A 25139-nucleotide genomic window follows, 5' to 3' on the forward strand; every position below is an offset into this window, starting at 1 on the left:
CGCTCGACAAGTGCGCTGGGGCGGGGCAGGGGGCTGCGCGATGACCAAGCCTGCCGCCCGCCTACCCTTCCTCACCGATCCGATGATCGCCGTGCTGGTGATCGCCACCGCGCTCGCGCTGGTGCTGCCCGCTGCGGGCGAGGCGCGGGGGATCGCTTCGATGGTGTCGAATATCGGCATCTTCGTGCTGTTCCTCGTCAACGGAATGCGCATTCGTCGCAGCGAGATCGCGCGGGGGATCGCGAACTGGCGTTATTTCGGGCCGCTGATGCTGTTGGTCTTCGGCGGGATGGCTCTGGCCGGACTGGGCTTTGCGAGCCTTGCCGGAACGGTGCTGCCGCCGCTGGTGGCGCTGGGCTTCGTCTATCTCGGCGTGCTGCCCTCGACGGTGCAATCGGCGACGTCCTATACCAGCCTCGCGCATGGCAATGTCGCGCTGGCGGTGGTGGGCGCGGCACTGATCAATATCGCGGGGGTGTTCGTGAGCGCCCCGCTGTTCGCACTGTTGGGCGGGAGCGGGGCGGGCGAGATCGGCAGCGAGGCCATCATTCGCATCGGCGTCATCCTGATCCTGCCCTTCGCGATCGGGCAGGCGGTGCAGGACAAGGTGATCGACCGCGTCGCCGCGCACCGCAGGCGCATCGCCTGGCTCGACCGCGCGGTGATCGGGATTGCGGTCTATGTCGCCTTTTCGGGCGCGGTCGAGCAGGGGTTGGCGACGATGTTCACGCCTGCCGACTGGGCGGTGCTGGCAGGGCTAGTGCTGGCGATGCTGGCACTCGCGCTGGGTGCCGCGTGGGGGATGAGCGCCGCGCTCGGGCTGCCACGCGGCGACCGGATCGCTTTCCTCTTCGCCGGATCGCAGAAGAGCGTCGCCATCGGCGCGCCGCTTGCTGCGATCCTGTTCCCGCCCGCCAGCGCCGGCTTCGTGATCGCGCCGCTGCTGCTCTACCACCTCGCGCAGTTGGTGCTGGCCGCACCGCTGGCGCTGCGATTGGCGAAAGGTCCCGCCTAGGCCTTGGGCTGGTAGGTCTGGTCTGCCGTGGGGAAGCTGCGCGCGCGCACTTCCTCGGCATATTGCGACACGGTGCGGTCGATCACGCCCGCAATGTCCTCATAACGCTTCACGAAGCGCGGCACGCGTTCGAACATGCCGAGCATGTCCTCGGTGACGAGCACCTGCCCGTCGCACTGGGCCGAGGCGCCGATACCGATGGTGGGGCAGGAGACAGTCTTGGTGGCGGCAATCGCGATCGGCTCGACTACGCCTTCGATGACAATGGCAAAGGCCCCCGCATCGTCCAGCGCCTTCGCGTCGGAGACAATCTTCTCGGCCTCGGCATCCGACCGCCCGCGCGCGCCATAGCCGCCCAGCACATTGACCGCCTGCGGGGTGAGGCCGACATGGCCCATCACCGGTATTCCGCGCTGGCTGAGGAAGGCGACAGTCGGCGCCATCGCGGCCCCGCCTTCAAGCTTCACGGCGGCCGCGCCGGTCTGTTTCAGCAGGAAAGCCGCGCTTTCGAAGGCCTGTTCGGGCGAGGCCTCGTAGGAGCCGAAGGGCATGTCGACCACCACCACCGAATGGTATGAGCCGCGCACCACCGCCGCGCCGTGGTTCGCCATCATCTCCAGCGTCACCGGCACGGTCGAAGGTAGGCCGTAGATCACTTGACCCAGCGAATCTCCCACCAGCAGCAGATCGCAATGGCTATCCAACAGCTGCGCCTGCCGCGCGGTGTAGGCGGTGAGCATCACCAGCGGTTCGCCCGTCACCCCGTCTGTCTTGCGCGCGCGGATCGCGGGCACGGTGAGGCGCTTCATCGGCGCCGGGGTCGGGTTGGCGCGGCTGGTCGAGGTGTCGAGCTGGAAGGTCGTGGACATGGCCCGGGGTCTAGCGCCTGTCCTCGCCGGGGGAAACCCCGTGGATTACGGCTTGTGTTGCGGGCCTGTTACGCTAGCTTGGCTCCCGTTCGATCGCGCAGGGGATCTGCCTGCGATCAATGGGAGACCAAATTCAGATGTTTCTTGACAGGGTAAAGCCGCTGGATGCGATCCTCGCAACGGCGGAAAAGAAATCGCTGAAACGCTCGCTTGGCTGGTTTCAGCTTACACTGCTTGGCATCGGGTGCGTTATCGGCACCGGTATTTTCGTTTTGACGTCGGTCGGGGCCCAGAAGGCCGGACCGGGTCTGATGATTGCCTTCCTGATCGCCGGGCTCGTGTGCATCGTGGCTGCGCTCTGCTATGCCGAGATTGCATCGATGATTCCGGTGGCGGGCAGTGCCTACACCTATAGCTACGCCACGATCAGCGAGTTCTTCGCATGGACGGTCGGTTGGGCGTTGATCATGGAATACGCGATCGCCGCCTCGGCAGTGTCGGTCGGTTGGTCGGGGTATTTCACGGGCACGATCCTGGGCGGACTGGGGATATCGCTCCCGGCATGGCTCAGCGCAGGGCCGCTGGTCTTTGGCGGGGCCGAGGGCGGATTGATCAACCTCCCGGCGCTTATTATCGCCTTGCTGGTGACTTGGCTGCTGGTGGTCGGCACCAGCGAAAGCGCCAAGGTCAACGCGGTTCTCGTGGTGGTCAAGGTCACGGCGCTTCTGGCGTTTCTCGCGATCACCCTGACCAGCTCCGAATTCAGCATGGAGCGGTTTAACCCCTTCCTCCCGGCCGGTGTGTTCGGCGGCTGGGGCTCCGGCGTCGGTGCAGTCGGGGCGGCGGCGACGATGTTCTTTGCCTATGTCGGCTTTGATGCGGTTTCTACCGCAGCCGAGGAAACCAAGGATCCGCAGAAGAACGTGCCGATCGGCCTGATCGGTTCGCTGCTGTTCTGTACGGTGTTTTACATCCTCGTCGCTGCCGGCGCGATCGGCACGCTCGGCGGCCAGCCGATCTTAGACGCGATGGGCCTGCCGCTGGAGGCCGGTTCGCAGGAACTCGCGCGCCAGTGCGCGATGCCGCAATATGTGGATGCGCTGGTTTGCTCGAACGAGCCCTTGGCCCATGTACTCAAGGTTCTCGGTTTCTCGTGGATCGGCAATGCAGTTGGCCTCGCGGCAATCATCGCGCTGCCTTCGGTTATTCTGGTGCTGATCTTCGGCCAGACGCGCATCTTCTTCGTGATGAGCCGCGACGGCTTGCTGCCCGAACGGCTCAGCACGGTGCACCCGAAGTACAAGACGCCGCATATCGTCACGATGATCACCGGCGTGGCGGTGGCGGTCGCGGCGGCGTTCTTCCCGGTCGGGAAGCTGGCGGATATCTCGAACGCAGGCACGCTCTATGCCTTCCTCATGGTGGCTGTCGCCGTGATGGTGCTGCGCAAGAACGACCCCGAGCGCAAGCGGCACTTCCGCGTGCCTTTCGTGTGGATCGTTGCACCTGCAACCATCATCGGCTGTGTGTTGCTGTTCTTCAACCTGCCGATCGAGGCCATGCTGTTCCTGCCGGTCTGGGGCGTGGTCGGTGTCGTGATCTATTTCCTCTACAGCCGGAGCCACAGCCATCTGGGCCGCGGAATCGTCGAAGTGGTCGACGATATTGGCGGCGAGGAAAAGATGATTCCGATCAACACCCCGGACACCTGATCCGCCGCACAGGCTGACATGCGAAGGGCCGCCCACTTGGGCGGCCCTTTTGCTTTGGGGGACAGGGCAATTGCCAATCCGGCGATGTTGGAACATAATGCGAACAAATGAGTCGTTCGCTTATGCCTTTCACGCCCTCCAAACCCTCACCTGCCCGCCTCCTGCCGCGCCCTGCGCCCGAGGCGCGCTGGCGGCCGGGCCTTGCCACGCAGCCGTTTCACTCCGAAATCTTCGCGCCCGCCGCCGAGGCGAGCGGGGCGGGGCTGGCGCTGGCCCTGGCACGTGACGCCTTGACGTCATCGGACCCGTCATCGGGGGAGGGTGAGGATACCCGTCAGGTGCTGTGGGTGCAGGACCGCGGAGCGATCCGGCAGGGCGGGCGGCCCTGCCTTGCGGGTCTGCCGCCCGATTTGCGCCACCGGGTCATCCACGTCGCCGCCGCCACGCCGGAGGACGCGCTGTTCGCGCTGGAAGAAGGGCTCAGGTGCCGTGACCTCGCCTGCGTGATCGGAGAGATCGCGGGCAACCCCAAGGCGCTCTCCTTCACCGCCTCACGCCGTCTCAGCCTGATGGCCGAAAGGCACGGAGTGCGGTTGTGGCTGGTGCGCCTCAATGCCGCGCCAGACCTGTCCTCGGCGCGGATGCGCTGGAGCGTGCGCGCCGCGCCTTCGCCGCCGCCGCGCTGGAACCCCGCCGCCCCCGGCACCGCCAGCTGGCATGCCGAACTCTTCCGCGCGCGCACCCACGCGCCTGGCCAATGGAGCCTCAGCGATGATGCCGGAACCCTGCGCTTCGCCCGCGATCCCGACACCGAGCGCCCCGGGGAGTCGGCCGCCGCGCCGGATCCTGTCTCTGTGGCTCGCCCGACTGTCGGTCGATCGTTGGCGGCGCGCGCTCGCGCCTGAGGCGCCGGAAGCGCGCGCGCCGACCGCGCTGATCCTCGACACCGCGCACGGGCCCCGCATCACCGCAGCCAATGACGAAGGCTTGCGCGCAGGCGCGCGGGCCGGGATGTTGCTGGCCGACGCGCGCGCACTCTGCCCCGATCTTGTCGCCGTCCCCGCTGATCCCGCGGGCGATCTGGCGGCGCTGGAGAAGCTTGCGCTGTGGGCGCAGCGCTGGGGGCCGTGGAGCGCGATGGACCCGCCCGATGGCCTGTTGGTCGATGTCACCGGGGCCGCGCATCTGTTCGGCGGGGAAGAGCGCCTGCTTGCCGATGTTATGCGCGCCTTTGCCAAGGCCGGGCTCGCCGTCCGCCCCGCGCTCGCGCCGACTGCCGGGGCGGCCTGGGCGCTGTCGCATTACGGGCCGCAGCGCGCGATCCTTGCGCCCGGTGACGATCCGCTGCGTCTGCTCGGCGATTTGCCGGTGGCGGCCTTGCGCCTCGACGATGACGTGCTGACCGCGCTGCGCCGCCTCGGGATCAAGCGTCTGGGAGAACTTGCCGGGGTCAGCGGCACCGGCGATGATCCAGCGGCCGAGGCCGCCGCGCGCGATGCGCTGCGTCGCCGGTTCCGCAATCACCGTTCGCCCGCCGCCAACCCGCTGCTGCGGCTCGACCAGCTGCTGGGCCGCGTGCCCGAGCCGCTGCTGCCGGTCGTCGACTGCCCGATGCCGATGGTGCAGCGCCGGTTGATGGAGCCGCTGCGTCACCGCGATCTGCTCGACCGGGTGATGGCGGATCTCAGTCAGGACATGGTCCGCACGCTCGAGGCGCGGGGCGAGGGCGCGCGGCGGCTTGAGCTGGCCTTGTGGCGGGTCGATGGCGAGGTGCTCGTCCGGCGCATCGAACTCGCCGCCGCCACCCGTGAGGCGGACCACATCACCCGGCTGTTCGTCGCGCGGCTCGACGATGTCGAGGCCGGGTTCGGGATCGAGATGGTGCAACTGCGCGCCAGCTGGAGCGAGCCGCTCGGCCTTGCCCAGGCCGATCTCGACGCGGCAGCGGAAACCCACGGCACCGCGCTCGCTGCCTGTATCGACCGGCTGAGCGTGCGCCTCGGCCCGCAGGCCGTCACCCGCCCGGTGGCGCGCGCCAGCCACATTCCCGAACGCGCGCAGGGCTGGCAGCCGCCGCTCGATCCGGTGCCGCCCGCGCAAGGCCAGCTCGCCTTCCACGCCCGCCCGCTGAAGCTGCTTGACCGGGCCGAGCCGATCGCGGTGCTCTACGCCTCGCCCGATGGCGTGCCGCAGGGCTTCCGCTGGCGCGGCGAGGTGCGCGAGGTCGCCCGGGTCGAAGGGCCGGAGCGAATCGCGCCCGAATGGTGGCGCGAACGCTCCACCGCGCGGCTGCGCGACTATTACCGGATCGAGGACGAGGCCGGGCGGCGCTACTGGATCTACCGGCAGGGTATCCTCGGCGACGGGCGCGGCGGGGTGCCCGACTGGTTCCTGCACGGGCTTTATGCCTGATGCCTAATGCATGTTCACCGCCTCGCTTAGCTTTTCTTTACGCCTTTATGCCAAGTTGCGCGCATGACACTCGACTCCATCCCTCGCGCGGCAGACCGGCGCCCGATGAGCCTGACGGTGAAAAGCCGTGTGCGCTCGCGCGTGGTGTTCGTCGATCTGCTCGACCTGTCCGAAGGTGGTTGCAAGATCCGTGCGAAGGCGGGCTTTGGCGAAGTCGGCGATCGGGTGACCATGAAGGTCAATGGCATCAACGCCCCGCTCGGCTACATTGCCTGGATCGACGGGCAGGTGGCCGGTGTCGCCTTCGAAGGCGCGATGCATCCGGCGGTGATCGATTTTCTGTGCGATCAGCACCGCCGCAACGAAGCGGCCGGGCTGGGCCTGCGCCGCCCGCTCTGAGCACACTTTCAACGCTTGCAAGCTTTGCATTTGGCAGCGGGGCCTAGGGAACATATAAGGAACACGAAAGGTGTTCCCCAAAGTTCCCATGCAGCAGACCCTCCGCCAGAAACTCGAAATCCTTGCCGATGCGGCCAAGTATGATGCCTCCTGCGCGTCTTCTGGCACGGCCAAGAAGAATTCGCTGGGCGGGAAAGGCGTGGGCTCGACCGAGGGGATGGGCATTTGCCATGCCTATGCGCCGGACGGGCGCTGCATCTCGCTGCTCAAGATCCTGCTGACCAATCACTGCATCTTCGATTGCCACTACTGCATCAACCGCAAGAGCGCGAACACGCCGCGCGCGCGCTTCACCCCGCAGGAGGTGGTGGACCTGACGCTCAACTTCTATCGCCGCAACTATATCGAGGGGCTGTTCCTGTCCTCGGGGATCGTCAAAAACGCCAATCACACGATGGAACAGCTGGTCGAAGTCGCGCGTATCCTGCGCGAAGAGCATGATTTTCGCGGCTATATCCACCTCAAGACCATTCCCGAGGCCGATGCCGAGATCATTCACGCCGCGGGTCTCTATGCCGACCGGGTCTCGATCAATGTCGAACTGCCCACCACCGCCGGGCTAACGCGGCTCGCCCCCGACAAGAACGCGGGCCAGATCGAGGGTGCGATGGGGCGCACCAAGGCGCGGATCATCGAGGCCAAGGATGAGCGCAAGCGCTTCCGCCACGCGCCGCGGTTCGCCCCGGCGGGGCAATCGACCCAGATGATCGTTGGCGCGGACGGGGCCAGTGACACGGTGATCATCGGCAAGGCGAGCACGCTCTACAACGCCTTCGGGCTGAGGCGCGTCTATTACAGCGCCTTCTCGCCGATCCCCGATGCGAGTGCGGTGCTGCCGCTGAAGCGCCCGCCCTTGCTGCGCGAACACCGGCTGTATCAGTCGGACTGGCTGATGCGGTTCTACGGCTTTGCCCCGCAGGAGGTCGCCGATGCGGCCGAGGCGGATGGCAATCTGCCGCTCGATATCGACCCCAAGCTCGCCTGGGCACTCAAGTTTCGCGAAAGTTTCCCGGTCGACGTCAACCGCGCGCCGAAGGAGATGCTGCTGCGGGTGCCGGGACTGGGCACCAAGGCGGTCGCACGCATTCTCGCCTCGCGGCGGCACCGGACGCTGCGGCTTGACGATGTCGCGCGGCTCACGGCTTCGGTCGCCAAGGTGCGGCCCTTCATCTGCACGGTGGACTGGCGGCCCACGCTGCTCACTGACCGGGCTGATCTGCGCGGGCTGATCGTGCCGAAGTCCGAGCAGTTGGAGCTGTTCTGATGACCGCGATGCAAAACGTCTCCCTCGGCGCCCACTACGCCGTCCACCTTCCCGCGCCCGACGATTTCGCCGCCTGGCGCGAGCGGGCGCGAGGGCTGGTGCAGTGCGATGTGCCGCCTGACCGCGTCAGCTGGATCGAACCCGGCGCAACCGGCGATTTGTTCGCTGCCGAAGGCCCGTCTCGCGGCGACAAGCGCTTGCCTCCGCCGCCCGCCGATGCGCCGCCGGTGCGTGCCAGCCAGCGCTTCCTGACCATCGCCCGCAGCGCTGCGCTGCACTCCGATCCGGCGCGGTTCGGGCTGCTCTACCGCGTGCTGTGGCGGCTCCAGCGCAATCCGCGGCTGATGGAGGACAAGGCCGATTCCGAGGTCCGCCGCCTCGAGGAACTCGCCAAATCGGTGCGGCGCGATGCGCACAAGATGCACGCCTTCGTCCGCTTCCGCGAGGTCGAGGAGGAAGACGGCACCCCGCACTTCGTCGCCTGGTTCGAGCCCGATCACCATATCGTGCGCGCCGAGGCCGCTTTCTTCATGCGCCGCTTCGCCAATATGCGCTGGTCGATCCTGACCCCGCGCGGGAGCATCCACTGGGACGGCGAGGTCATGCGCGAAGGCCCGCCCGCGCGGCGCGAGGATGCTCCGGGCGGCGACCCGGTCGAGGACCTGTGGCGTTCCTACTACGCCTCGATCTTCAACCCGGCGCGGCTCAAGGTCGGCGCGATGCTCTCGGAAATGCCGAAGAAATACTGGAAGAACCTGCCCGAGGCTGAGCTCATCCCCCAGCTGATTGCAGGTGCGCAGGCGCGCGAGGCGGCGATGGTGAAGGCGGGTGAACGCGAGGAGCGGGTGCGCCCCGCGACCCTCGCCGAAGTTGCGCAAGGGGCTGCGGCCTGCCGCGATTGTCCCATCGCCGATTGCGGCACCCGCGCCGTGGCGGGGGAGGGGCAGTCTGGCGCGACTCTCATGATCGTCGGCGAGCAGCCGGGCGATCAGGAGGATGTGGTGGGTCGTCCCTTCGTCGGCCCCGCCGGGCAGCTGCTCGACGATCACCTCGCCCGCGCGGGGATCGACCGCGCGGCGACCTATGTCACCAACGCGGTCAAGCATTTCAAGTTCACCTGGAAGGGCAAGCACCGCCTCCATCAGTCGCCGGGCGCGAAGGAGATCGACACCTGCCGCTGGTGGCTCGATGCTGAACGCGCGATTGTCCGACCCCGCATCGTGCTGGCGCTGGGGGCAAGCGCGGCGCGCGGGGTGCTTGGCAAAACGGTGAGCATCTCCAAGGCGCGCGGGACGCCGCTGGCGCTCGATGATGGCAGCGAGCTGTGGATCACCGCGCACCCCTCCTACCTGCTGCGGCTCGATGGGGCCGCGCGCGAGGAGCAGACGGCGCTGTTTGCAGCCGACCTCGCGGCGGTGAGGGAGCGGCTCGCGGAGCTGACGGGCTGACATGCCCGACGCTCCGCTGACCCCCGACAAGCGCACGCTCGACATCGACCCCGATGGAGTCGCTGCGCCGCTGCGGGCGCCGTTCGTCGAGCTGGGCCTCGTCAGCTGCTTCAGCTTCCTTCGCGGCGCTTCGGACGCGGTCGATCTGGTGCTGGCCGCGCATGAGCTGGGCTATGATGCGCTGGGGATCGCCGATGTGAACTCGATGGCCGGGGTGGTGCGGCTGCACACCGAGTCCAAGACGCTGAAACTCAAGCCCGTGATCGGCTGCCGGATCGAGACGGTCGAGGGACTGGCCTTTCTCGCCTACCCCGAAGATCGCGCTGCCTATGGACGCTTGTGCCGCCTCATCAGCGCGGGGCGGATGCAGACACTGAGCGGAGAATGGCAGGACAAGGGCGTGTGTGAGATCGACCTGGCGCTGCTCGCGGAGCATTCCGATGGCGTGCAGCTGATCCTGCTGCCGCCAGACGATCTGGAGGCGCGATTCACCATTCAGGTGCCGAGCAACGTCATCCCCTTCCGTCGTCCCGGACTTGATCCGGGACCGCTGGCCGACAGCGATCCCGGCTTGCGCCGGGATGACGTGAGGGAATTGCCGTTCCCCGACCTCATCCCGCACCTCGTTCGCCAACTCCCGACGCTGCGCCACATGGCCGCCAGCTACCTCTACCGCGGCGACGATATCGCCCGGATCGAGCGGCTCGACAGCCTCGCGCGGGAGAACGGCCTCACGCTGCTCGCCACCAACGACGTCCACTACCACACGCCCGAACGCCGCGCGCTGCAGGACGTGATGACCGCGATCCGGCACAAGACCACGGTCGCCAAGGCCGGGCACCTGCTCCATGCCAATGCCGAGCGGCACCTGAAGTCGCCGCAGCAGATGCAGCGCCTCTTCGCCTGCTGGCCCCACGCGATCCGCGCCGCGCGCGAGGTGGCGGACCGGTGCCGCTTCAGCCTCGACGAATTGCGCTACGAATACCCGGAGGAAATCTACCCCGACGGCCAGACCCCGCAGGCTTTCCTCGAAAGCGAGGTCTTGGCCGGGGCAGGGCGGCGCTATCCCGAAGGCGTGCCCGACAGCGTGCGCCAGACGCTTGCGCGCGAACTCGCGCTGATCGCCAAGCTCGATCTCGCGCGCTACTTCCTCACCATCAAGGACATCGTCGATTTCGCGCGGGGGTGCGATCCGCCGATATTGTGTCAGGGGCGGGGGTCAGCCGCCAATTCGGCGGTGTGCTACGTCCTCGGCATCACCAGCGTCGATCCGGCCAAGCACCAGCTCCTGTTCGACCGCTTCATCTCCGAGGAGCGCAAGGAGCCGCCCGATATCGATGTCGATTTCGAGCATGAGCGGCGCGAGGAGGTGATCCAGTACATCTACCGCAAATATGGCCGCCACCGCGCAGGGCTGTGCGCCACCGTGATCCACTACCGCCCGCGCATGGCGATCCGCGAGGTGGGCAAGGCGATGGGCCTGTCCGAGGACGTTACCTCTGCGCTCGCGCGCACCGTGTGGGGCGGATGGGGACGCGAGATCAGCGAGAAGCACGCCGCCGAGACCGGCCTCGACATCACCGACCCGCACCTCAGACGTGTACTGAAACTCACCGGTCAGATGATTGGAATGCCGCGCCATTTGGGTCAGCACGTTGGTGGGTTCATCCTCACCGAGGGCGCGCTGACCGAGACTGTGCCGGTCGGCAACGGTGCCATGCCCGAGCGCAGCTTCATCGAGTGGGACAAGGACGATATCGAGGCGCTGGGTATCCTCAAGGTCGATGTGCTGGCGCTGGGGATGCTGACCTGTATCCGCAAATGCCTCGATCTGCTGGCAGACCACCACGGCCGCGCGCTGACCCTCGCCACGGTGCCGCGCGAGGACCCCGAGACCTACGCGATGCTGCGCAAGGGCGACTCGCTCGGGGTCTTCCAAGTCGAAAGCCGCGCGCAGATGAACATGTTGCCGCGTCTGCGCCCGCGCGAGTTCTACGATCTGGTCATTCAGGTCGCGATCGTGCGGCCCGGCCCGATTCAGGGCGACATGGTGCACCCCTACCTGAAGCGCCGCAGGGGCGCCGAGCCGGTCCAGATTCCCGCCCCGGCCCCGGAACACGGCCCGCCCGACGAGCTTACCAGCATCCTCGGGCGCACGCTGGGTGTGCCGATCTTTCAGGAACAGGCGATGAAAATCGCGCTCGATGCGGCGAAGTTCTCCAGCCTCGAGGCGAACCGCTTGCGCAAGGCGATGGCGACCTTCCGCAGCCGCGGGATGGTGGACGAGCTTCAGGACATGATGGTCGAACGCATGGTCGCGCGCGGATACGACCGCGACTTCGCGCAGCGCTGCTTCAACCAGATTCGCGGCTTCGGCGAATATGGCTTCCCCGAAAGCCACGCGGCGAGCTTCGCGCAGCTGGTCTATGTCTCGAGCTGGCTCAAGTGCCACTACCCCGCCGCCTTCGCCGCGGCGCTGCTCAATTCGCAGCCGATGGGCTTCTACGCGCCCGCGCAGATCGTGCGCGATGCGGCGGAGCACGGGGTGCGGGTTTTGCCGGTGGATGTGAACCACAGCCAGTGGGACTGCACGCTGGAGAAGACAGAAGAAGGGGTTTCGCGCAGAGAGCGCAGAGGAGCAGAGATCTCAGAGGAGGCCCACGCGGCGAAGCCGCAGATTATCTCACACGAAGACACGAAGATGTCGCACCAGGTCGCGGCCAGTGCCGCCCTCTTCGTGTCTTCGTGTGAGAATTCTTCAAGGCCGCTTCGCGGGGCGGGCGATGCCTCTGTTCCTCTGCGCGAACCCGTGCTCGACCGCAGCCACGCCCTGCGCCTCGGCCTGAGGCAGATCGACGGCCTGCCCGAACACATCGCCGCCGCGCTGGTGGCCGAGCGTGAGGCAAACGGGCCGTTTCGAGACATCGCCGATCTGCGCGCGCGGGCGGGTCTCGGCCCTGCCCATATCGAGCGGCTCGCCAGCGCCGATGCCTTCACCTCGCTGAACCTCACCCGCAGGCAGGCCTTGTGGGACGCGCGCAGCCTGGTCGCGGCGCCCGATCTGCCGCTGTTCCGCGCTGCCGGAATTCGCGAGGAGGGGGCCGAGCGCAGCACCATCCGCCTGCCCGCCATGCCGCTGTCGGAGGAGGTTGTCGCCGATTACCAGACCACGCGCCTCAGCCTGAAGGCGCATCCCATGGCCTTTCTGCGCGCCGATCTCGCCCAGCGCGGCTTCGTGCGCGCGGCCGATCTGCGCTCCCGCAAGTTCCGCTCGATGGTACAGGTGGCGGGCGTGGTGCTGATCCGCCAGCGGCCCGGCAGCGCCAAGGGCGTCACCTTCATCACGCTCGAGGACGAGACCGGGGTGATCAATCTCGTGGTCTGGCCCGATCTCAAGGAGAAGCAGCGAAAGGTGGTGATGGGTGCACGCCTGATGGAGGTGCGCGGGCGGGTGGAATATGACGACGAGGTGATCCACGTCATCGCCGCGCACATGACCGATGCGACGGCGGCGCTCCACGCGCTGTCGGACGATCTGCTCGAAGCCCCGCTCGCCCGTGCGGACGAAGTCAACAAGCCGATGCCCGATCGCGGGCCGCCTCTGCCGCGCGACATGATCGATGAGCTCGCCCCGCAGCCCAACGTCACCGGCCATCCGCGCGATCACAGAATTCTCCCCAAATCGCGCGATTTTCATTAAGGCAAGCAATGGCTTCGAAGAAACCCAACACCCATTTCCGCACGGCGCGGCGCGCCCTCCTTGCGCTGATCCCCGTCGCGCTTGCCATCGCCGGGTGGCAGTGGCTCCAGCAGCATCCCGAGCACAATCCGATGGCACCGCTCAACCTCAACAATCCGCCGGGCTGGGCGACGCGCAGCAAGCTCGCAGCCCTGCGCAGCGATGTCGGCGAATGCCGCGCGGTGCTTGAACGCAGCGATGTTGCCTTCACCGCGCTGCCGCCGGTCGGGGACGGTGCCTGTGCCCGGCCCGACCGTACGCAGCTCGGCGACTATCCGCTTTCGCCCGATACGCCTGCGGTAACCTGCCCGGTTGCTGCCGCCCTGGAATTGTGGCGGCGCGACAGCGTAGCCCCCGCGGCACGCGCGCTGCTTGGCAGCAATATCGCCCGGATCGAGCATCTCGGCGTTTTCTCCTGCCGCCGGATGTATGGCGGCAGCGAAGGCCCGTGGAGCGAGCACGCCACGGCCAACGCAATCGACATCGCGGCTTTCGTGCTGGACGACGGCAGGCGCATCAGCGTGCTGACGGACTGGAAGGGCGATGCGCCCGAGGCGCAATTCCTGCGTCAGGTGCGCGACGGTGCCTGCACGAGCTTCGCCACCGTGCTCTCACCCGATTACAACGCTGCCCACGCCGATCACTTCCACTTCGACCAGGACGATCGCTGGTCGAGCGTGTGCCGCTAACTCACCTCAAGCGCATATCCGGCCGAGCGCACCGTGCGGATCGGGTCCTTCGCGCCGTCGATACCGATCGCCTTGCGCAAGCGGCGGATGTGGACGTCGACCGTGCGCAGCTCGATATCAGAGCCCGTGCCCCACACCCCGTCGAGCAGCTGGCCGCGGCTGAACACCCGGCCCGGGCTCTCCATGAAGAACTTGAGCAGGCGGTATTCGGTCGGCCCGAGTTGCAGCGCACGCCCGCGGCGCTGGACCTTGTGCGCGACCGGATCGAGCTTGAGATCGCCGACTTCGATCGTCTCGCCTGCCAGCGCCGGGCGGATGCGGCGCATCACCGCCGCGACGCGGGCGAGCAGCTCGCGCGGGCTGAACGGCTTGGTGAGGTAATCGTCCGCGCCGGTCTCGAGACCGCGCACCCGGTCATCCTCCGCCTCGCGCGCGGTCAGCATGATGATCGGGACGTGCGCGGTTTCCTTGTCACGGCGCAGGCGGCGGCAGACTTCGATCCCGCTGGTGCCTTCGATCATCCAGTCGAGGATGATGAGATCGGGCACTTCCTCAGCCGCTAGGATCAGCGCCTCATCGCCGTCGCCGGTGCAGCGCACGGCGTAGCCTTCGTTCTGGAAGCGATATTCGAGCAGCTCGGACAGGGCGGGATCGTCTTCGACGAGCAGAAGCTTGGCAGCGGACATGCGAAAGATGCCTCCTCAGGCCCGCGCGGGCGGGCAACGATCCGGCCTATGTGTCACGTCCGCGACAATTTGATGAAACGGCGTGCGACAAGTTTTCCACACGCAGGCTACATCGCGCGCGGCCCTATCGATCCCCCTCGGGCGGATAGACCCCGGTCGCGGCGAAGTGCACCATCTCGGCCACGTTGGTGGCATGGTCGCCGATGCGTTCGATATTGCGCGCAACGAACAGCAGCTGCGCCGCGCTCGAAATAGTCGAAGGATTCTCGACCATGTAGCTGACGAGGTTGCGGAAAATCGAGTTGTAGAAGCCATCGACCTTGGCGTCGGTGGCGATCACCTCGCGGGCCAGATCCGGGTCACGCGCGGCATAGGCGGTGAGCACGTCATGCACCATCTCGCTCGCCACTTCGCCCATCGTGGGGAGCAGGGTGAGCGGTTCAAACCGCGCGCGGCCTTCGATCATGCCGGTGCGCTTGGCGATGTTCTTCGAATAGTCGCCGATCCGTTCGAGCACGCCAGCGATCTTCAGCGCGGCGATGACTTCGCGCAGATCGTCTGCCATCGGCGCGCGCAGGGCGATGATCCGCACCGCCAGCTTGTCGACTTCCATTTCGAGCGCATCCATGCGCTTGTCACGCAGCACCACCTGTTCGGCAAGCACCTCGTCCCCGCGCAGCAGCGCGTCGAGCGATTCGGCGATAGCGACCTCGGCAAGCCCGCCCATCTCCGCGATCAGGCCGCGCAGCCGGGTGATGTCTTCATCGAATGCCTTGACGGTATGTTCAGCCATCAGCCGTAACGTCCTGTAATATAATCCTTGGTCCGTTCCTCGATCGGATTGGTGAAGATCTCCGAGGTCGGTCCGTACTCCACCATCTTGCCGAGGTGGAAGAAAGCGGTGCGCTGGCTGACACGGGCGGCCTGCTGCATCGAGTGGGTGACGATCACGATGGCGTAGCGGCCCGAGAGTTCATCGATCAGTTCCTCGATCTTGGCGGTCGCGATGGGATCCAGCGCCGAGGCCGGTTCGTCCATCAGGATCACCTCCGGGTCAACCGCAATCGCCCGCGCAATGCACAGGCGCTGCTGCTGTCCGCCCGAAAGCGCCGTGCCCGAATCGTCGAGCCGGTCCTTGACCTCGTCCCACAGCCCCGCGCGGGTGAGCGAGCGTTCGACGACCACGTCGAGATCGGCCTTCTTCTCCGCCAGCCCGTGAATCTTGGGGCCATAGGCGATGTTTTCGTAGATCGACTTGGGGAAAGGGTTGGGCTTCTGGAACACCATGCCGACACGGGCGCGCAGCTGCACCACGTCCATGCGGTTGCCGTGGATGTCCTCGCCGTCGAGTTCGATCAGGCCGGTCACCTTGGCGGTGCCGATCGTGTCGTTCATGCGGTTGAAGCACCGCAGGAAGGTCGACTTGCCGCAGCCCGAGGGGCCAATGAAGGCGGTGACGTAATTGGGCGAGATGTCGATCGACACTTCGTCGATCGCCTTCTTGTCGCCGTAGTAGACGCAGACGTCGCGCGCGCGGATCTTCGCGCCTTCGTCGGTCATGTTGGGATGGATCACAGTCACCAGCGTTTCTCGAACTTGTTGCGGAGGTAAATGGCGAGACCGTTCATGGTCAGCAGGAACGCCAGCAGCACGATGATAGCCGCGCTGGTGCGTTCCACAAAGCCGCGGTCGATTTCGTCCGACCACAGGAAGATCTGCATCGGCAGCACCGTGGCGGGCGAAGTGAAGCCTTCGGGCGGGGTGGCGACGAAGATGCGCATCCCGATCAGCAGCAGCGGCGCCGTTTCGCCCAGCGCGCGGGCCATGCCGATGATGGTGCCGGTGAGCATCCCCGGCAGCGCGAGCGGCAGGACGTGGTGGAACACCACCTGCACCGGCGAGGCGCCGATCGCCAGCGCGCCGTCGCGGATCGAGGGCGGCACCGCCTTGATCGCGTTGCGCCCCGAAATGACGATCACCGGCATGGTCATCAGCGCCAGCGTCATCCCCCCGATCAGCGGGGCCGACCGCAGGCCCGGAAACAGCGCGAGGAAGATGGCGAGGCCCAGCAGGCCGAAAATGATCGAAGGCACCGCGGCGAGGTTGCTGATCGAAACCTCGATCAGGTCGGTCCAGCGATTGCGCGGCGCATATTCCTCCAGATAGAGTGCCGATAGCACGCCGATCGGGAAGGCCAGCACCAGCGTCACCAGCATGGTCAGCATCGAACCCTTGAGCGCCCCCCAGATGCCGACCGATTGCGGCGTTGTTGCGTCAGACCGGCTGAGGAAGCCCCAGTCCCAGTTGCGCGCCAGCTTGCCATCGTCAGCCAACCGCTGCGCCAGCGCCTGCATTTCCGGTGCGCCTTCGCCTTGAAGGCCCGCTGCGAGCGCTGAGGAGGCCGGGAGGTTGAAGGTGTGGCTGCCGGTGATGAGCACCGGATCGTCGGCAAGAGCGGCCACCACATCGCGCCAGGCGTCGGGTGCGATCTCGCGCGCGGCTTCTTCGCCAAGCTGTTCTTCGGCGAAGCGGGTGACGGTGGCGGGCAGGCCCTGGATCTCCAGCGTTTGCATCGCGCTCGGCGCGGTCAGCGTGGTGGCATCGCCGGTGAGGCCGCTGGCGGGGAAGTCGATGGTCACCGCCAGTTCGGCGCGCTGAAAGCCGGCGATCCCGTTCATCAGCATGGTGCCGAGCAGGAACACCAGCACCGCGACCGAAAACACCACCGCGCCGAGCCCGACGCGGCGGAAATTGCGCTCCGCCCGGTAACGCTTGGCGAGCCGCGCCTCGAAGGCTGGCGTGCGCGTGGGGCCGAGCGATTCGGGCGCAGCGGCATCGGCAAGGGGCAGGGCAGAGGTGCTCATTCGTAAGCCTCACGGAAACGCTTGACGACGCGCAGGGCGATGAAGTTCAGCGCCAGCGTCACCATGAACAACACGAAGCCCAGCGCATAGGCGCTCAGCGTGGCCGGGTGATCGGTGCTCTGCTCACCAGTCAGCAGCTTCACGATCTGCACGGTCACGGTCGACATCGGCTCGAGCGGATTGGCGGTAAGGTTGGCGGCGGGCGAAGCGGCCATGACCACGATCATCGTCTCGCCGATCGCGCGGCTGACCGCGAGCATTATCCCGGCGACAATGCCCGGCAGCGCGGCGGGGAACAACACGCGGCGGATCGTTTCCGACTTGGTCGCGCCCATCGCCAGACTGCCGTCGCGCATCGCGCCCGGCACCGCAGCCATCGAATCGTCCGCCATCGAAGAGACGAAGGGAATGATCATCACCCCCATCACGATCCCGGCGGCCAGCGCGCTCTCGGTCGAGGCGCTGGTGATGCCGATCGCCACCGCCGCATCGCGGATCATCGGGGCGAGCGTGAGCGCGGCGAAATAGCCATAGACCACGGTCGGCACGCCCGCGAGCAATTCCAGCAGCGGCTTGATCCAGGTGCGCACGCGCGGGTCGGCATATTGGGTGAGGTAGATCGCGCTCATCAGCCCCAGCGGGATCGCCACGATCATGGCGATGATCGCGCCGATGAAGATCGTCCCCCAGAACAGCGGTACCGCGCCGTAGCGACTCGGGTCGATCGCATCGGGGCTGGCCATGGTGTCCGGCCCCCACTTGGTGCCGAACAGGAAGTCGATCGGCGAGACCATGCCAAAGAAGCGGACAGTCTCGAAAACGAGGCTGGCGAAGATGCCCATCGTGGTCAGGATCGCCACCAGCGAGGCCAGCAGCAGGATCATCATCACCGTGCGCTCGACCTTGGTGCGCGCGCCGAATTGTGGGCGCAGGCGCAGGAAGGCAAGCGCGCCCCCTGCCAGCGCGATCAGCACCGTAACGATCAGTCCGATGGTGTTGTAGCGGCCAAAGGCGTCGCGGAAGGGCCCGATCAGCGCCTCGGCCTCGTCATTGAACACGCCGGGTGCCTGCCCGAGCGCTACAGCGCGGGCCTCGCCGATGAAGGCGTCCCGCTCGAACCCGAAGGCGGGCAGGGCCTCCGCGGCGGGGGAGGCGAGCACCGATTGCAGTACCAGTTGCGGCGCGATGATCGACCAGGCGATCACGAAGACCAGCACCGGGATCACCACCCACAGCGCCACATACCAGGCATGATAGACCGGGCGCGAGGCGGTGCGCTGCGCCGCGGCGCCCGACTGGAAGCTCCACGCCTTGGCGCGGCCCGCCAGCCAGCCGACAAGGCCAAGGCCGAGGGCAATCAGGATCAGCGTGATCGGAGACATGAATTCAGACCTGTAATTCCTGCAAGAGGTGCGTTTGATGTATCAGGCCGAGCAAGGATGGACGGCGTGGGCCGCGGAGTTGGGCATCATCGCCATGACGGGCCCATGTTGAACAAATAAGACAGGTTTATGACAGTTGTTCGGTTTCCGGCTCCCGAGGGGTCTCCTGATCGGTGTCTGGCGCGCTCCCGGCGGCCTCCGGTTCAGGCTCGGCCAGCGGCAGTCGCACCACTACGCGGGTGCCTTTGCCGAGTGTGCTGGTGATGTCGAGCCGACCGCGGTGGCGTTCCACAATATGCTTGACGATGGCAAGGCCCAGCCCCGTCCCGCCCGAGGCGCGGCTGCGGCCCGGATCGGTGCGATAGAAGCGCCGGGTGAGATGCGGGATCTGCTCGGGCGCGATCCCTTCGCCCTGATCCTGCACGGCGATCCGCGCCAGATCGCCCTGGGCCAGATTGAGCTCCACCGTCACCGGCGCATCCGCCGCGCCATATTTGAGCGCATTGTCGACAAGGTTGCGCACCACCTGTTCCAACTGCTGGACATCACCCAGCACCACCGGCTCTGCCGCGATGTCGAGCACCAGCCGCTCGATCCGGTTCGATCCCGCCGCATCGCGCGCGGCCCGTTCGACCAGAGCGGCGAGGTCGATGCGGGTGGTCGGCAGATCGTGCTTTTCGGCCTCGACCCGGCTGAGGCTCATGAGGTCGCTGACCAGTGCGTGGAGCCGCTGTGCCTCGCGCTCGATGATGCCGAGGAACTTGCGCGCCGTCGGCGCGTCGAGCGACCCGTCGCCCTCCTGCAAGGTCTCGACATAGCCCAAGATCGCGGCGAGCGGCGTGCGCAGTTCGTGGCTGGCATTGGCGACGAAATCGGTGTGCGCGCGGCTGATGTCGGCCTCGGCGGTCTGATTGATGAATTCAAGCATCGCCAGCCGGTCATCGATGGTCTGGCGGTTGATCTGCCAGATATCCCCGCGCCGCACCAACCCGCGCACGATCGCTTCGTTCTGCGCGTTGTCGCCGAGCAGCGAGATCGCCTCGGGATTGCGCAGCGCGACGCGCGTGTCCTGTCCGATCACATGCGGCCCCAGCATCCGCCGCGCGGCGTTGTTGGCCAGCGCGATGGTGTTGCGATCGGTTATGACCAGCGGGATCGAGGAATTTTCGATCAGGTCGCTGATCGATTCGATCGTCAGGCGCTGCCGGGTCTTGGCCTTGGGCGGATCGGGCGGACGGCCCGCGGCGACCAGCAGCGATCCGACCCACACCGTCAGCACCGCCAGCGCAATCACCACATCGATGCCGAGCAAAAGCAGCGCCGCAAAGGTCACCGCCGCAAGGCTGATGCCGGCGATGGGGATGGTCTGGCTGCTGCCCATGCGCGCGGCCTTACAACCAAGCCGCGAGCGTGGAAAGCGCGAGCGCCCGCTTGTCGTGAAAAACCGCGCCCGCACACGCGCCCCGACCCGGCGCAAAGAAAAAGGGCGGCCAGACCGAAGCCTGCCGCCCTGTTCAACCACCCGTGAAGATGGTGACCCCTACGGGAATCGAACCCGTGTTTCAGCCGTGAAAGGGCCGCGTCCTAACCGCTAGACGAAGGGGCCGTCGCGATTGCGAGAGCGCGCCTTTAGGGGGGTGTTTCGGGACGGTCAAGCCTCGTTTGCGCGCGGAGCCGCTAAAAATTTGCCGAGCCACCGTTCCCGCGGGCGCGCGCGCTCAATCGGCGAAGGCGGCATCTTCCACTTGCAGCTCGGCGGCCGGACGGCTGCCCCAGTCATCGATCTTGGCGCGGCCGGCGAGGTGGAAGCGGCGGCCCTGAGGGCGGTGGAGCAGGGTCTGGCCCATCTCGCTCTCCGCCGCGCGAAAGGCGATCGCCTTGAAGCTCTTGCCATCATTGCCGCTGGCGATCAGCCGGACGTGATCCTTGCCGACGATGTCCGCCTTGACGATCCGCACCGGACCGACCGCGATGCGCGGGGCAGGCCAGCCGACGCCGTAGGGCCCAGCAGCATCGAGAGTCTCGATCAGTTCAGGCGTCAGCCCGCCGGGGGCGAGCGCAAGATCGAGCAGCATCGCCGCCCCGGAACGCGCGCGCTCGACATCGCGGGCAAGGCGGGTGTCGAGGAACTCGGCGAAATCCGCCATTCGCGCCGGATCGATCGTGAGCCCGGCCGCCATCGCGTGCCCGCCGCCTGCGACCAGCAACCCGGCCTCACGCGCGGCGATAATTGCTGCGCCCAGATCGACTCCGCTGATCGACCGTCCAGAGCCTTTGCCCTGCGTCTCGTCCAGAGCGATCACCACGGCGGGCTTGCCGGTCTTCTCCTTGATCCGCCCCGCCACAATCCCGATCACGCCGGGGTGCCAGCCGTGCCCGGAGAGGACCTGCACCGCCATGTTGTGCTGACCGGCCAACTGCGCCTCGGCAGCCTCCTGCACCATCGCCTCGATCGCACGGCGCTCTTCGTTCAATTGCGAGAGCTGGGCGGCGATTTCGCGCGCTTCCTCGGGATCGGTGGTGGTCAGCAACCGCACGCCCAGAGTCGATTCGCCGATCCGTCCGCCCGCATTGATCCGCGGGCCGAGCGCGAAGCCGAGGTCGCTGCACTGGGGCGCGCGGGCGAGGCGGCTTGCGTCCATCAGCGCCGCCATGCCGATCCGTTCGCGGCGGGCGAGCACCTTCAGCCCCTGCGCCACGAAGGCGCGGTTGAGGCCGTGGAGCGCGGCGACATCGGCCACCGTGCCCAGGGCCACCAGATCGAGCAGGCCGATCAGCTCCGGCTCGCGGCGACCATCGGCAAACCAGCCTTTCGCGCGCAGCGTGCGCACCAGCGCGACGCCGAGCAGGAAGGCGACGCCCACCGCGGCCAGATGCCCGTGCGCCGCACCTAGGTCACTCTCGTCGAGGCGGTTGGGATTGACCAGCGCGTGCGCCGGGGGAAGGTCGGGCGAGCACTTGTGATGGTCGACTACGATCACGTCGACCCCGACATCGCGCGCCATGCCGAGCGCCTCATGCGCCATCGCACCGCAATCGACCGTGACGATCAGCTGCGATCCGGCCTCGGCCAGCTTCACCAGCGCCTCGCCCGAGGGGCCATAGCCTTCGAGCAGCCGGTCGGGGATGTAATAGCCCGCCTCCAGCCCCAGCTGGCGCAGCAGTTCGACCAGCAGCGCCGCACTGGTCGCACCGTCGACATCGTAGTCGCCATAGATCGTCACCCGCTCGCCCTGCATCACCGCCCGGGCGAGCCGATCGGCGGCGGTGTCCATGTCGCGGAAGGTCGAGGGGTCGGGCAGGAAGGCGCGCAAAGTGGGCTGGGCGTGGCGCGCGAGATCGTCCTCGGCGACGCCGCGGGTCAGCAGCAGTTGATCGAGGATCGAATGGGTGAGGCCCTGCACATCCTCGCCCAGTTCCATATTGCCGCCGCGCCAGCGCCATGCCTTGCCCGACAGCGAGACGGCAACGCCAAGGACCGGCGCAAACCCGGGCGGGGAAAGGGGAATGGTGGCCATGCGTATCGTCCTAGCGCAATCGCGGCGTGGCTGACAGGTGGGCGCGGTTGACAATCGACAGGCGCGCGGGCCAGCCTCGCGGGCATGACCGAGGCCGAACCCGAACCCCGCCTGTTGATCGTCTGGCACAGCCGCACCGGTGCCAGCGCTGCCATGGCGCGCGCGGCAGCCGAGGGTGCGGGGGCGGCGGCGTGGCTGGTCGGGGCAGGGGAGGCGAGCCCCGCCATGCTGCGCGCGGCCTCGGGCTATATCTTCGCCTGTCCCGAAAACCTCGGCAGCATGAGCGGGATGATGAAGGAGATGTTCGACCGCGCCTACTATCCCTGCCTCGGACAGATCGAGGGCCGCCCTTATGCGACGCTGATCGCCGCCGGGTCGGACGGGGAGGGGGCGCAGCGCCAGATCGACCGGATCGTCACAGGATGGCGCCTGCGCCGGGTTGCGGATCCACTGATCGTGAACCTCGCCGCGCAAACCCCCGAAGTGATCGCCGCACCCAAGCAGGTGCCGCCCAAGGCGCTGAAACTCTGCCATGAAATCGGCGCGGCGCTCGCCGAAGGCCTGCGGCTCGGGGTGTTCTAGAGATTGCTCCAAATTGGGACTGGTCCGGCCATTGGGGACTCGACGTTCGCTGGCAAAAGCTGCAAACGATATCGCTGATAATCCACCGGCTTCGGCCACCGGCATCGGGCGCGTTACGAGGGGGGCCTGAAAAATTATAAAGTCGCAGCGCGCTGATGATGCCGAGCTGCACCTGCTGTTTGCCCGTGGCAAGCGGCCCGATCGCTTTGCGATCCGGTCCTTTGCCGTCCTTCAGCATGAGGTGGCCATCAGCCATGATCCTTTTTCCGATGATGCCGCGCAATGCGAGGATGCGGCGCAAAGCGAAGCGCCGTGGGCTGGTCAGCAGCACTGGCTCGAGCTGCTGCGTGATGGCCTCACCTTCGACCTGAGCGGCTTTGCTCCGGGTCCGGCGAGTCCCTTCCCCGCAATCGCGCACCGCTTCGATCTGGCTTCCATGCCCGCTCCCGACACGCACGAGGCGATGTTGCTGCGCTGCGGTCCGCACCTGGCGGCGGGCGGCAACAGCCTGCCGGTCAGCCGCGCGATGCTGGCGCTGGCCTGCGATCTGGTGCGCCATTTCGACGATCTGCTGGCAGTGGGCTGGGGCCCTGCGGGCAGCGCGATCGGGCGGCGCTTTTTCGAATCGGTCACCAGCGCCTGGCTGGCGGGCGGGCCGTTCCCGGCGCTGGGGCTCACCGCCTTTATCGAGACGCCCGACGGAGCGCTGCAGAGCATGGGGCTATCTTTCTGGATCGGGCAGGAGCTGCGGATCGAACCGCCGCTCAGTGCCGATCGGGTGGGGGCAACGCGGCTTGGGGTGCGGATCGTCAATCATCTGGTGCTCGCCGGCGGGCTCGACGCGGACGAGCGGATCACTGCGCCCGACGGCACCCCGCTGGTGCTTCGTCCGGCGCAGGGACAGGCGATGATCGGGGTGTGGCGCGAATAGATGCGCGCCTGGGGTCACGCTAAGCCTCTGACGATCATTGCCTTCCGCTCGGTCAACCAGCGGAGCCTGCCCGGCTACGATCCCGCTCTCCAGCGCCATCACCTGCTGCCGTGTCAGCTACTGTCTGAGCGCTGCTTCGGCGCGATGTTCGCCGCTGTGGGCCGTGTGCGGGTGGGGTTCGACGACTTCCGCCGCAACGGGTTGCTCCTGCCCGCAACAGAGCAGGCCACGATCCGTACCGGGATGCCGCTCCACCGCGGGCCGCATCGCCGCTACAACGAAGTGGTGATCGCCCGTGTCGGCCGGATCGAGCGGCGCTGGGCGGTCTCGCACCTGATCGACGAGGAGGCCGCGCTCGCCGAGGCGCTGCTACGGCTCCATCTGTTGCAAGGCGCGCTGCGACGACAATTGCTGGCCCAGCGCCGCCGGGTGCTGCTCAATCGCAGGGACCCGGTCGGCACCGGCTTCGACTTCAGCGAGCTCGACGCGATGGCCGAGCAGCTGTGGGCCGCCGATTAGGCCTTACTCGGCCGCCTCGGCCATCGCCGCCCAAGATGTGTAGCCCGAATTGGCGACAAGCTGTGCCTTGGCGGCGTGGTACTCGCGCTCGAACCGGGCGACGAGGTCTTCTACCGTGCCGACTTCCTTGATCGGCCCGATCCCCTGACCTGAGCCCCAGATGTCCTTCCACGCCTTGGCCTTGGTGTTGCCGCCGCTGCCGAAGTTCATCTTGCTCGGATCGCTTTCGGGCAGGTTGTCCGGGTCCATCCCCGCCGCCTCGATCGAGGAGCGCAGGTAGTTGCCGTGCACGCCGGTGAAGAGGTTGGTGTAGACGATCCCCTCCGAGGAGCCCTCGACGATGCCGTTCTTGTAGCCATCGGCAGCGTTCGCTTCCTTGGTGGCGATGAAGGCGCTGCCCGCATAGGCGAAGTCGGCGCGCAGGGCCTGCGCCGCCAGGATCGTCGCCCCATGCCCGACTGCGCCTGAGAGCGCGACGAGGCCATCGAACCACTCGCGGATTTCCTGCATCAGCGCGAAGGGCGAGAGCGCCCCGGCATGCCCGCCCGCTCCGGCGGCGACCGGAATCAGCCCGGTCGCGCCCTTCTCGATCGCCTTCCTCGCAAAGCGGTTGTTGATGACGTCGTGCATCGTCACGCCGCCCCAGTTGCGCACTGCGGTGTAGATGTCTTCGCGCGCGCCGAGCGAGGTGATCACCATCGGCACCTGCCACTTCTCGCAAGTCGCCATGTCGGCATCGACGCGGTCGTTGGTCTTGTGGACGATCTGATTGACCGCGAAGGGCGCCGCGGGGCGATCGGGATGCGCGCGGTTGTGCGCGGCCAGTTCCTCGGTGATCTGGTGCAGCCATTCATCGAGCTGCGACTGTGGCCTCGCATTCAGCGCCGGGAAGCTGCCGATGATCCCCGCCTTGCACTGCGCGATCACAAGCTCCGGGCCCGAGACGATGAACAGCGGCGATCCGATCAGCGGCAGTCGCAGGCGATCGAACGGGGCGGGAAGGGGCATCGGTTTCTCCTCAAAACTCTTGTCTCAACCCGTGTCTCTAGC

The 25139-nt window shown here is 67.1% G+C and carries 21 protein-coding genes and 1 tRNA gene; 12 read left to right on the top strand and 10 right to left on the bottom strand.

Going from position 1 to position 25139, the window contains the following annotated elements:
* Positions 1-40: 40 nt before the first annotated feature.
* On the top strand, positions 41-1015 hold the full coding sequence (locus tag BZF59_RS06330) for a bile acid:sodium symporter family protein (protein WP_086607418.1): 975 nt from the start codon (positions 41-43) through the stop codon (positions 1013-1015).
* Here BZF59_RS06330 and panB read toward each other — a convergent pair.
* Entirely contained in the window at positions 1012-1884 is an 873-nt protein-coding gene (gene panB, locus BZF59_RS06335) for a 3-methyl-2-oxobutanoate hydroxymethyltransferase (RefSeq protein ID WP_086607419.1), read from the bottom strand. The genes BZF59_RS06330 and panB overlap by 4 nt on opposite strands.
* Positions 1885-2021: 137 nt before the next feature.
* Between panB and BZF59_RS06340 the strand changes: the two genes are divergently transcribed.
* The 8 genes from BZF59_RS06340 to BZF59_RS06375 all read left to right on the top strand — a co-directional run bounded on the left by BZF59_RS06340 (position 2022) and on the right by BZF59_RS06375 (position 13607).
* Complete coding sequence (locus tag BZF59_RS06340; RefSeq protein WP_086607420.1) at positions 2022-3596, top strand: amino acid permease; 1575 nt, start codon at positions 2022-2024, stop codon at positions 3594-3596.
* Between the two features lie 107 nt (positions 3597-3703).
* A complete protein-coding gene (locus tag BZF59_RS16410) occupies positions 3704-4501 on the top strand; it encodes a recA-like protein (RefSeq protein WP_245806053.1) in 798 nt (265 codons plus the stop codon).
* Positions 4398-6008 (top strand): DUF6504 family protein, encoded by a 1611-nt coding sequence (locus BZF59_RS06350; RefSeq protein WP_086607816.1) that lies wholly within the window; start codon positions 4398-4400, stop codon positions 6006-6008. The genes BZF59_RS16410 and BZF59_RS06350 overlap by 104 nt, the downstream gene beginning before the upstream one ends.
* A 63-nt stretch (positions 6009-6071) precedes the next feature.
* A complete protein-coding gene (locus tag BZF59_RS06355; RefSeq protein WP_086607422.1) occupies positions 6072-6407 on the top strand; it encodes a PilZ domain-containing protein in 336 nt (111 codons plus the stop codon).
* 88 nt (positions 6408-6495) lie between these two features.
* A complete protein-coding gene (locus BZF59_RS06360; RefSeq protein ID WP_086607423.1) occupies positions 6496-7731 on the top strand; it encodes a putative DNA modification/repair radical SAM protein in 1236 nt (411 codons plus the stop codon).
* The gene (locus tag BZF59_RS06365) at positions 7731-9179 is read left to right on the top strand and encodes a UdgX family uracil-DNA binding protein (protein ID WP_086607424.1); all 1449 of its coding nucleotides are present in this window, start codon (positions 7731-7733) and stop codon (positions 9177-9179) included. The genes BZF59_RS06360 and BZF59_RS06365 overlap by 1 nt, the downstream gene beginning before the upstream one ends.
* 1 nt (position 9180) lies before the next feature.
* Positions 9181-12879: an error-prone DNA polymerase gene (locus tag BZF59_RS06370; protein WP_086607425.1), complete on the top strand. Its 3699-nt coding sequence runs from the start codon at positions 9181-9183 to the stop codon at positions 12877-12879.
* Positions 12880-12887: 8 nt separating this feature from the next.
* Positions 12888-13607 (top strand): extensin-like domain-containing protein, encoded by a 720-nt coding sequence (locus tag BZF59_RS06375; protein ID WP_086607426.1) that lies wholly within the window; start codon positions 12888-12890, stop codon positions 13605-13607.
* Here BZF59_RS06375 and phoB read toward each other — a convergent pair.
* The 8 genes from phoB to recJ all read right to left on the bottom strand — a co-directional run bounded on the left by phoB (position 13604) and on the right by recJ (position 22057).
* A complete protein-coding gene (phoB, locus tag BZF59_RS06380; protein WP_086607427.1) occupies positions 13604-14293 on the bottom strand; it encodes a phosphate regulon transcriptional regulator PhoB in 690 nt (229 codons plus the stop codon). The two genes, BZF59_RS06375 and phoB, sit on opposite strands and share 4 nt — an antisense overlap.
* 124 nt (positions 14294-14417) lie before the next feature.
* Positions 14418-15086 carry a phosphate signaling complex protein PhoU gene (phoU, locus tag BZF59_RS06385; protein WP_211277362.1) on the bottom strand — a complete coding sequence of 223 codons (669 nt, stop codon included), beginning with the start codon at positions 15084-15086 and terminating at the stop codon, positions 14418-14420.
* Entirely contained in the window at positions 15086-15853 is a 768-nt protein-coding gene (pstB, locus tag BZF59_RS06390) for a phosphate ABC transporter ATP-binding protein PstB (RefSeq protein ID WP_086607817.1), read from the bottom strand. Before pstB ends, phoU begins: the two co-directional genes overlap by 1 nt.
* A gap of 17 nt (positions 15854-15870) precedes the next feature.
* Positions 15871-17157: a phosphate ABC transporter permease PstA gene (gene pstA, locus BZF59_RS06395; protein WP_086607429.1), complete on the bottom strand. Its 1287-nt coding sequence runs from the start codon at positions 17155-17157 to the stop codon at positions 15871-15873.
* Positions 17154-18539 (bottom strand): phosphate ABC transporter permease subunit PstC, encoded by a 1386-nt coding sequence (pstC, locus tag BZF59_RS06400; RefSeq protein WP_086607430.1) that lies wholly within the window; start codon positions 18537-18539, stop codon positions 17154-17156. The genes pstA and pstC overlap by 4 nt, the downstream gene beginning before the upstream one ends.
* 127 nt (positions 18540-18666) lie before the next feature.
* Positions 18667-19920: a sensor histidine kinase gene (locus tag BZF59_RS06405; RefSeq protein WP_086607431.1), complete on the bottom strand. Its 1254-nt coding sequence runs from the start codon at positions 19918-19920 to the stop codon at positions 18667-18669.
* 150 nt (positions 19921-20070) lie between these two features.
* Positions 20071-20145: transfer RNA gene (locus BZF59_RS06410), tRNA-Glu, on the bottom strand.
* A 112-nt stretch (positions 20146-20257) separates the two neighbouring features.
* On the bottom strand, positions 20258-22057 hold the full coding sequence (gene recJ / locus BZF59_RS06415) for a single-stranded-DNA-specific exonuclease RecJ (RefSeq protein WP_086607432.1): 1800 nt from the start codon (positions 22055-22057) through the stop codon (positions 20258-20260).
* A gap of 84 nt (positions 22058-22141) precedes the next feature.
* Between recJ and BZF59_RS06420 the strand changes: the two genes are divergently transcribed.
* From BZF59_RS06420 to BZF59_RS06430, 3 genes are all read left to right on the top strand, one after another.
* Positions 22142-22639: a flavodoxin family protein gene (locus BZF59_RS06420; protein ID WP_086607433.1), complete on the top strand. Its 498-nt coding sequence runs from the start codon at positions 22142-22144 to the stop codon at positions 22637-22639.
* Between the two features lie 241 nt (positions 22640-22880).
* Positions 22881-23570: a hypothetical protein gene (locus tag BZF59_RS06425; protein ID WP_086607434.1), complete on the top strand. Its 690-nt coding sequence runs from the start codon at positions 22881-22883 to the stop codon at positions 23568-23570.
* The gene (locus BZF59_RS06430; RefSeq protein WP_086607435.1) at positions 23571-24089 is read left to right on the top strand and encodes an AHH domain-containing protein; all 519 of its coding nucleotides are present in this window, start codon (positions 23571-23573) and stop codon (positions 24087-24089) included.
* Positions 24090-24092: 3 nt separating this feature from the next.
* Here BZF59_RS06430 and BZF59_RS06435 read toward each other — a convergent pair whose 3' ends face one another.
* Entirely contained in the window at positions 24093-25097 is a 1005-nt protein-coding gene (locus tag BZF59_RS06435) for an NAD(P)H-dependent flavin oxidoreductase (RefSeq protein ID WP_086607436.1), read from the bottom strand.
* Positions 25098-25139 lie beyond the last annotated feature (42 nt).

This window comes from Erythrobacter donghaensis (assembly GCF_002155425.1).
GTDB classification, from domain to species: Bacteria; Pseudomonadota; Alphaproteobacteria; order Sphingomonadales; family Sphingomonadaceae; genus Erythrobacter; species Erythrobacter donghaensis.

What these genes read in the sequence shown, in the direction of transcription:
- BZF59_RS06365 (WP_086607424.1), top strand. Translation starts at nt 7,731, where the DNA reads ATGACCGCGATGCAAAACGTCTCCCTCGGCGCCCACTACGCCGTCCAC.
- recJ (WP_086607432.1), bottom strand. Translation starts at nt 22,057, where the DNA reads ATGGCCACCATTCCCCTTTCCCCGCCCGGGTTTGCGCCGGTCCTTGGC.
- phoB (WP_086607427.1), bottom strand. Translation starts at nt 14,293, where the DNA reads ATGTCCGCTGCCAAGCTTCTGCTCGTCGAAGACGATCCCGCCCTGTCC.
- phoU (WP_211277362.1), bottom strand. Translation starts at nt 15,086, where the DNA reads ATGGCTGAACATACCGTCAAGGCATTCGATGAAGACATCACCCGGCTG.
- pstB (WP_086607817.1), bottom strand. Translation starts at nt 15,853, where the DNA reads ATGACCGACGAAGGCGCGAAGATCCGCGCGCGCGACGTCTGCGTCTAC.
- BZF59_RS06340 (WP_086607420.1), top strand. Translation starts at nt 2,022, where the DNA reads ATGTTTCTTGACAGGGTAAAGCCGCTGGATGCGATCCTCGCAACGGCG.
- BZF59_RS06405 (WP_086607431.1), bottom strand. Translation starts at nt 19,920, where the DNA reads ATGGGCAGCAGCCAGACCATCCCCATCGCCGGCATCAGCCTTGCGGCG.
- panB (WP_086607419.1), bottom strand. Translation starts at nt 1,884, where the DNA reads ATGTCCACGACCTTCCAGCTCGACACCTCGACCAGCCGCGCCAACCCG.
- BZF59_RS06430 (WP_086607435.1), top strand. Translation starts at nt 23,571, where the DNA reads ATGCGCGCCTGGGGTCACGCTAAGCCTCTGACGATCATTGCCTTCCGC.
- pstA (WP_086607429.1), bottom strand. Translation starts at nt 17,157, where the DNA reads ATGAGCACCTCTGCCCTGCCCCTTGCCGATGCCGCTGCGCCCGAATCG.
- BZF59_RS06330 (WP_086607418.1), top strand. Translation starts at nt 41, where the DNA reads ATGACCAAGCCTGCCGCCCGCCTACCCTTCCTCACCGATCCGATGATC.
- pstC (WP_086607430.1), bottom strand. Translation starts at nt 18,539, where the DNA reads ATGTCTCCGATCACGCTGATCCTGATTGCCCTCGGCCTTGGCCTTGTC.
- BZF59_RS06375 (WP_086607426.1), top strand. Translation starts at nt 12,888, where the DNA reads ATGGCTTCGAAGAAACCCAACACCCATTTCCGCACGGCGCGGCGCGCC.
- BZF59_RS06355 (WP_086607422.1), top strand. Translation starts at nt 6,072, where the DNA reads ATGACACTCGACTCCATCCCTCGCGCGGCAGACCGGCGCCCGATGAGC.
- BZF59_RS16410 (WP_245806053.1), top strand. Translation starts at nt 3,704, where the DNA reads ATGAGTCGTTCGCTTATGCCTTTCACGCCCTCCAAACCCTCACCTGCC.
- BZF59_RS06435 (WP_086607436.1), bottom strand. Translation starts at nt 25,097, where the DNA reads ATGCCCCTTCCCGCCCCGTTCGATCGCCTGCGACTGCCGCTGATCGGA.
- BZF59_RS06420 (WP_086607433.1), top strand. Translation starts at nt 22,142, where the DNA reads ATGACCGAGGCCGAACCCGAACCCCGCCTGTTGATCGTCTGGCACAGC.
- BZF59_RS06370 (WP_086607425.1), top strand. Translation starts at nt 9,181, where the DNA reads ATGCCCGACGCTCCGCTGACCCCCGACAAGCGCACGCTCGACATCGAC.
- BZF59_RS06360 (WP_086607423.1), top strand. Translation starts at nt 6,496, where the DNA reads ATGCAGCAGACCCTCCGCCAGAAACTCGAAATCCTTGCCGATGCGGCC.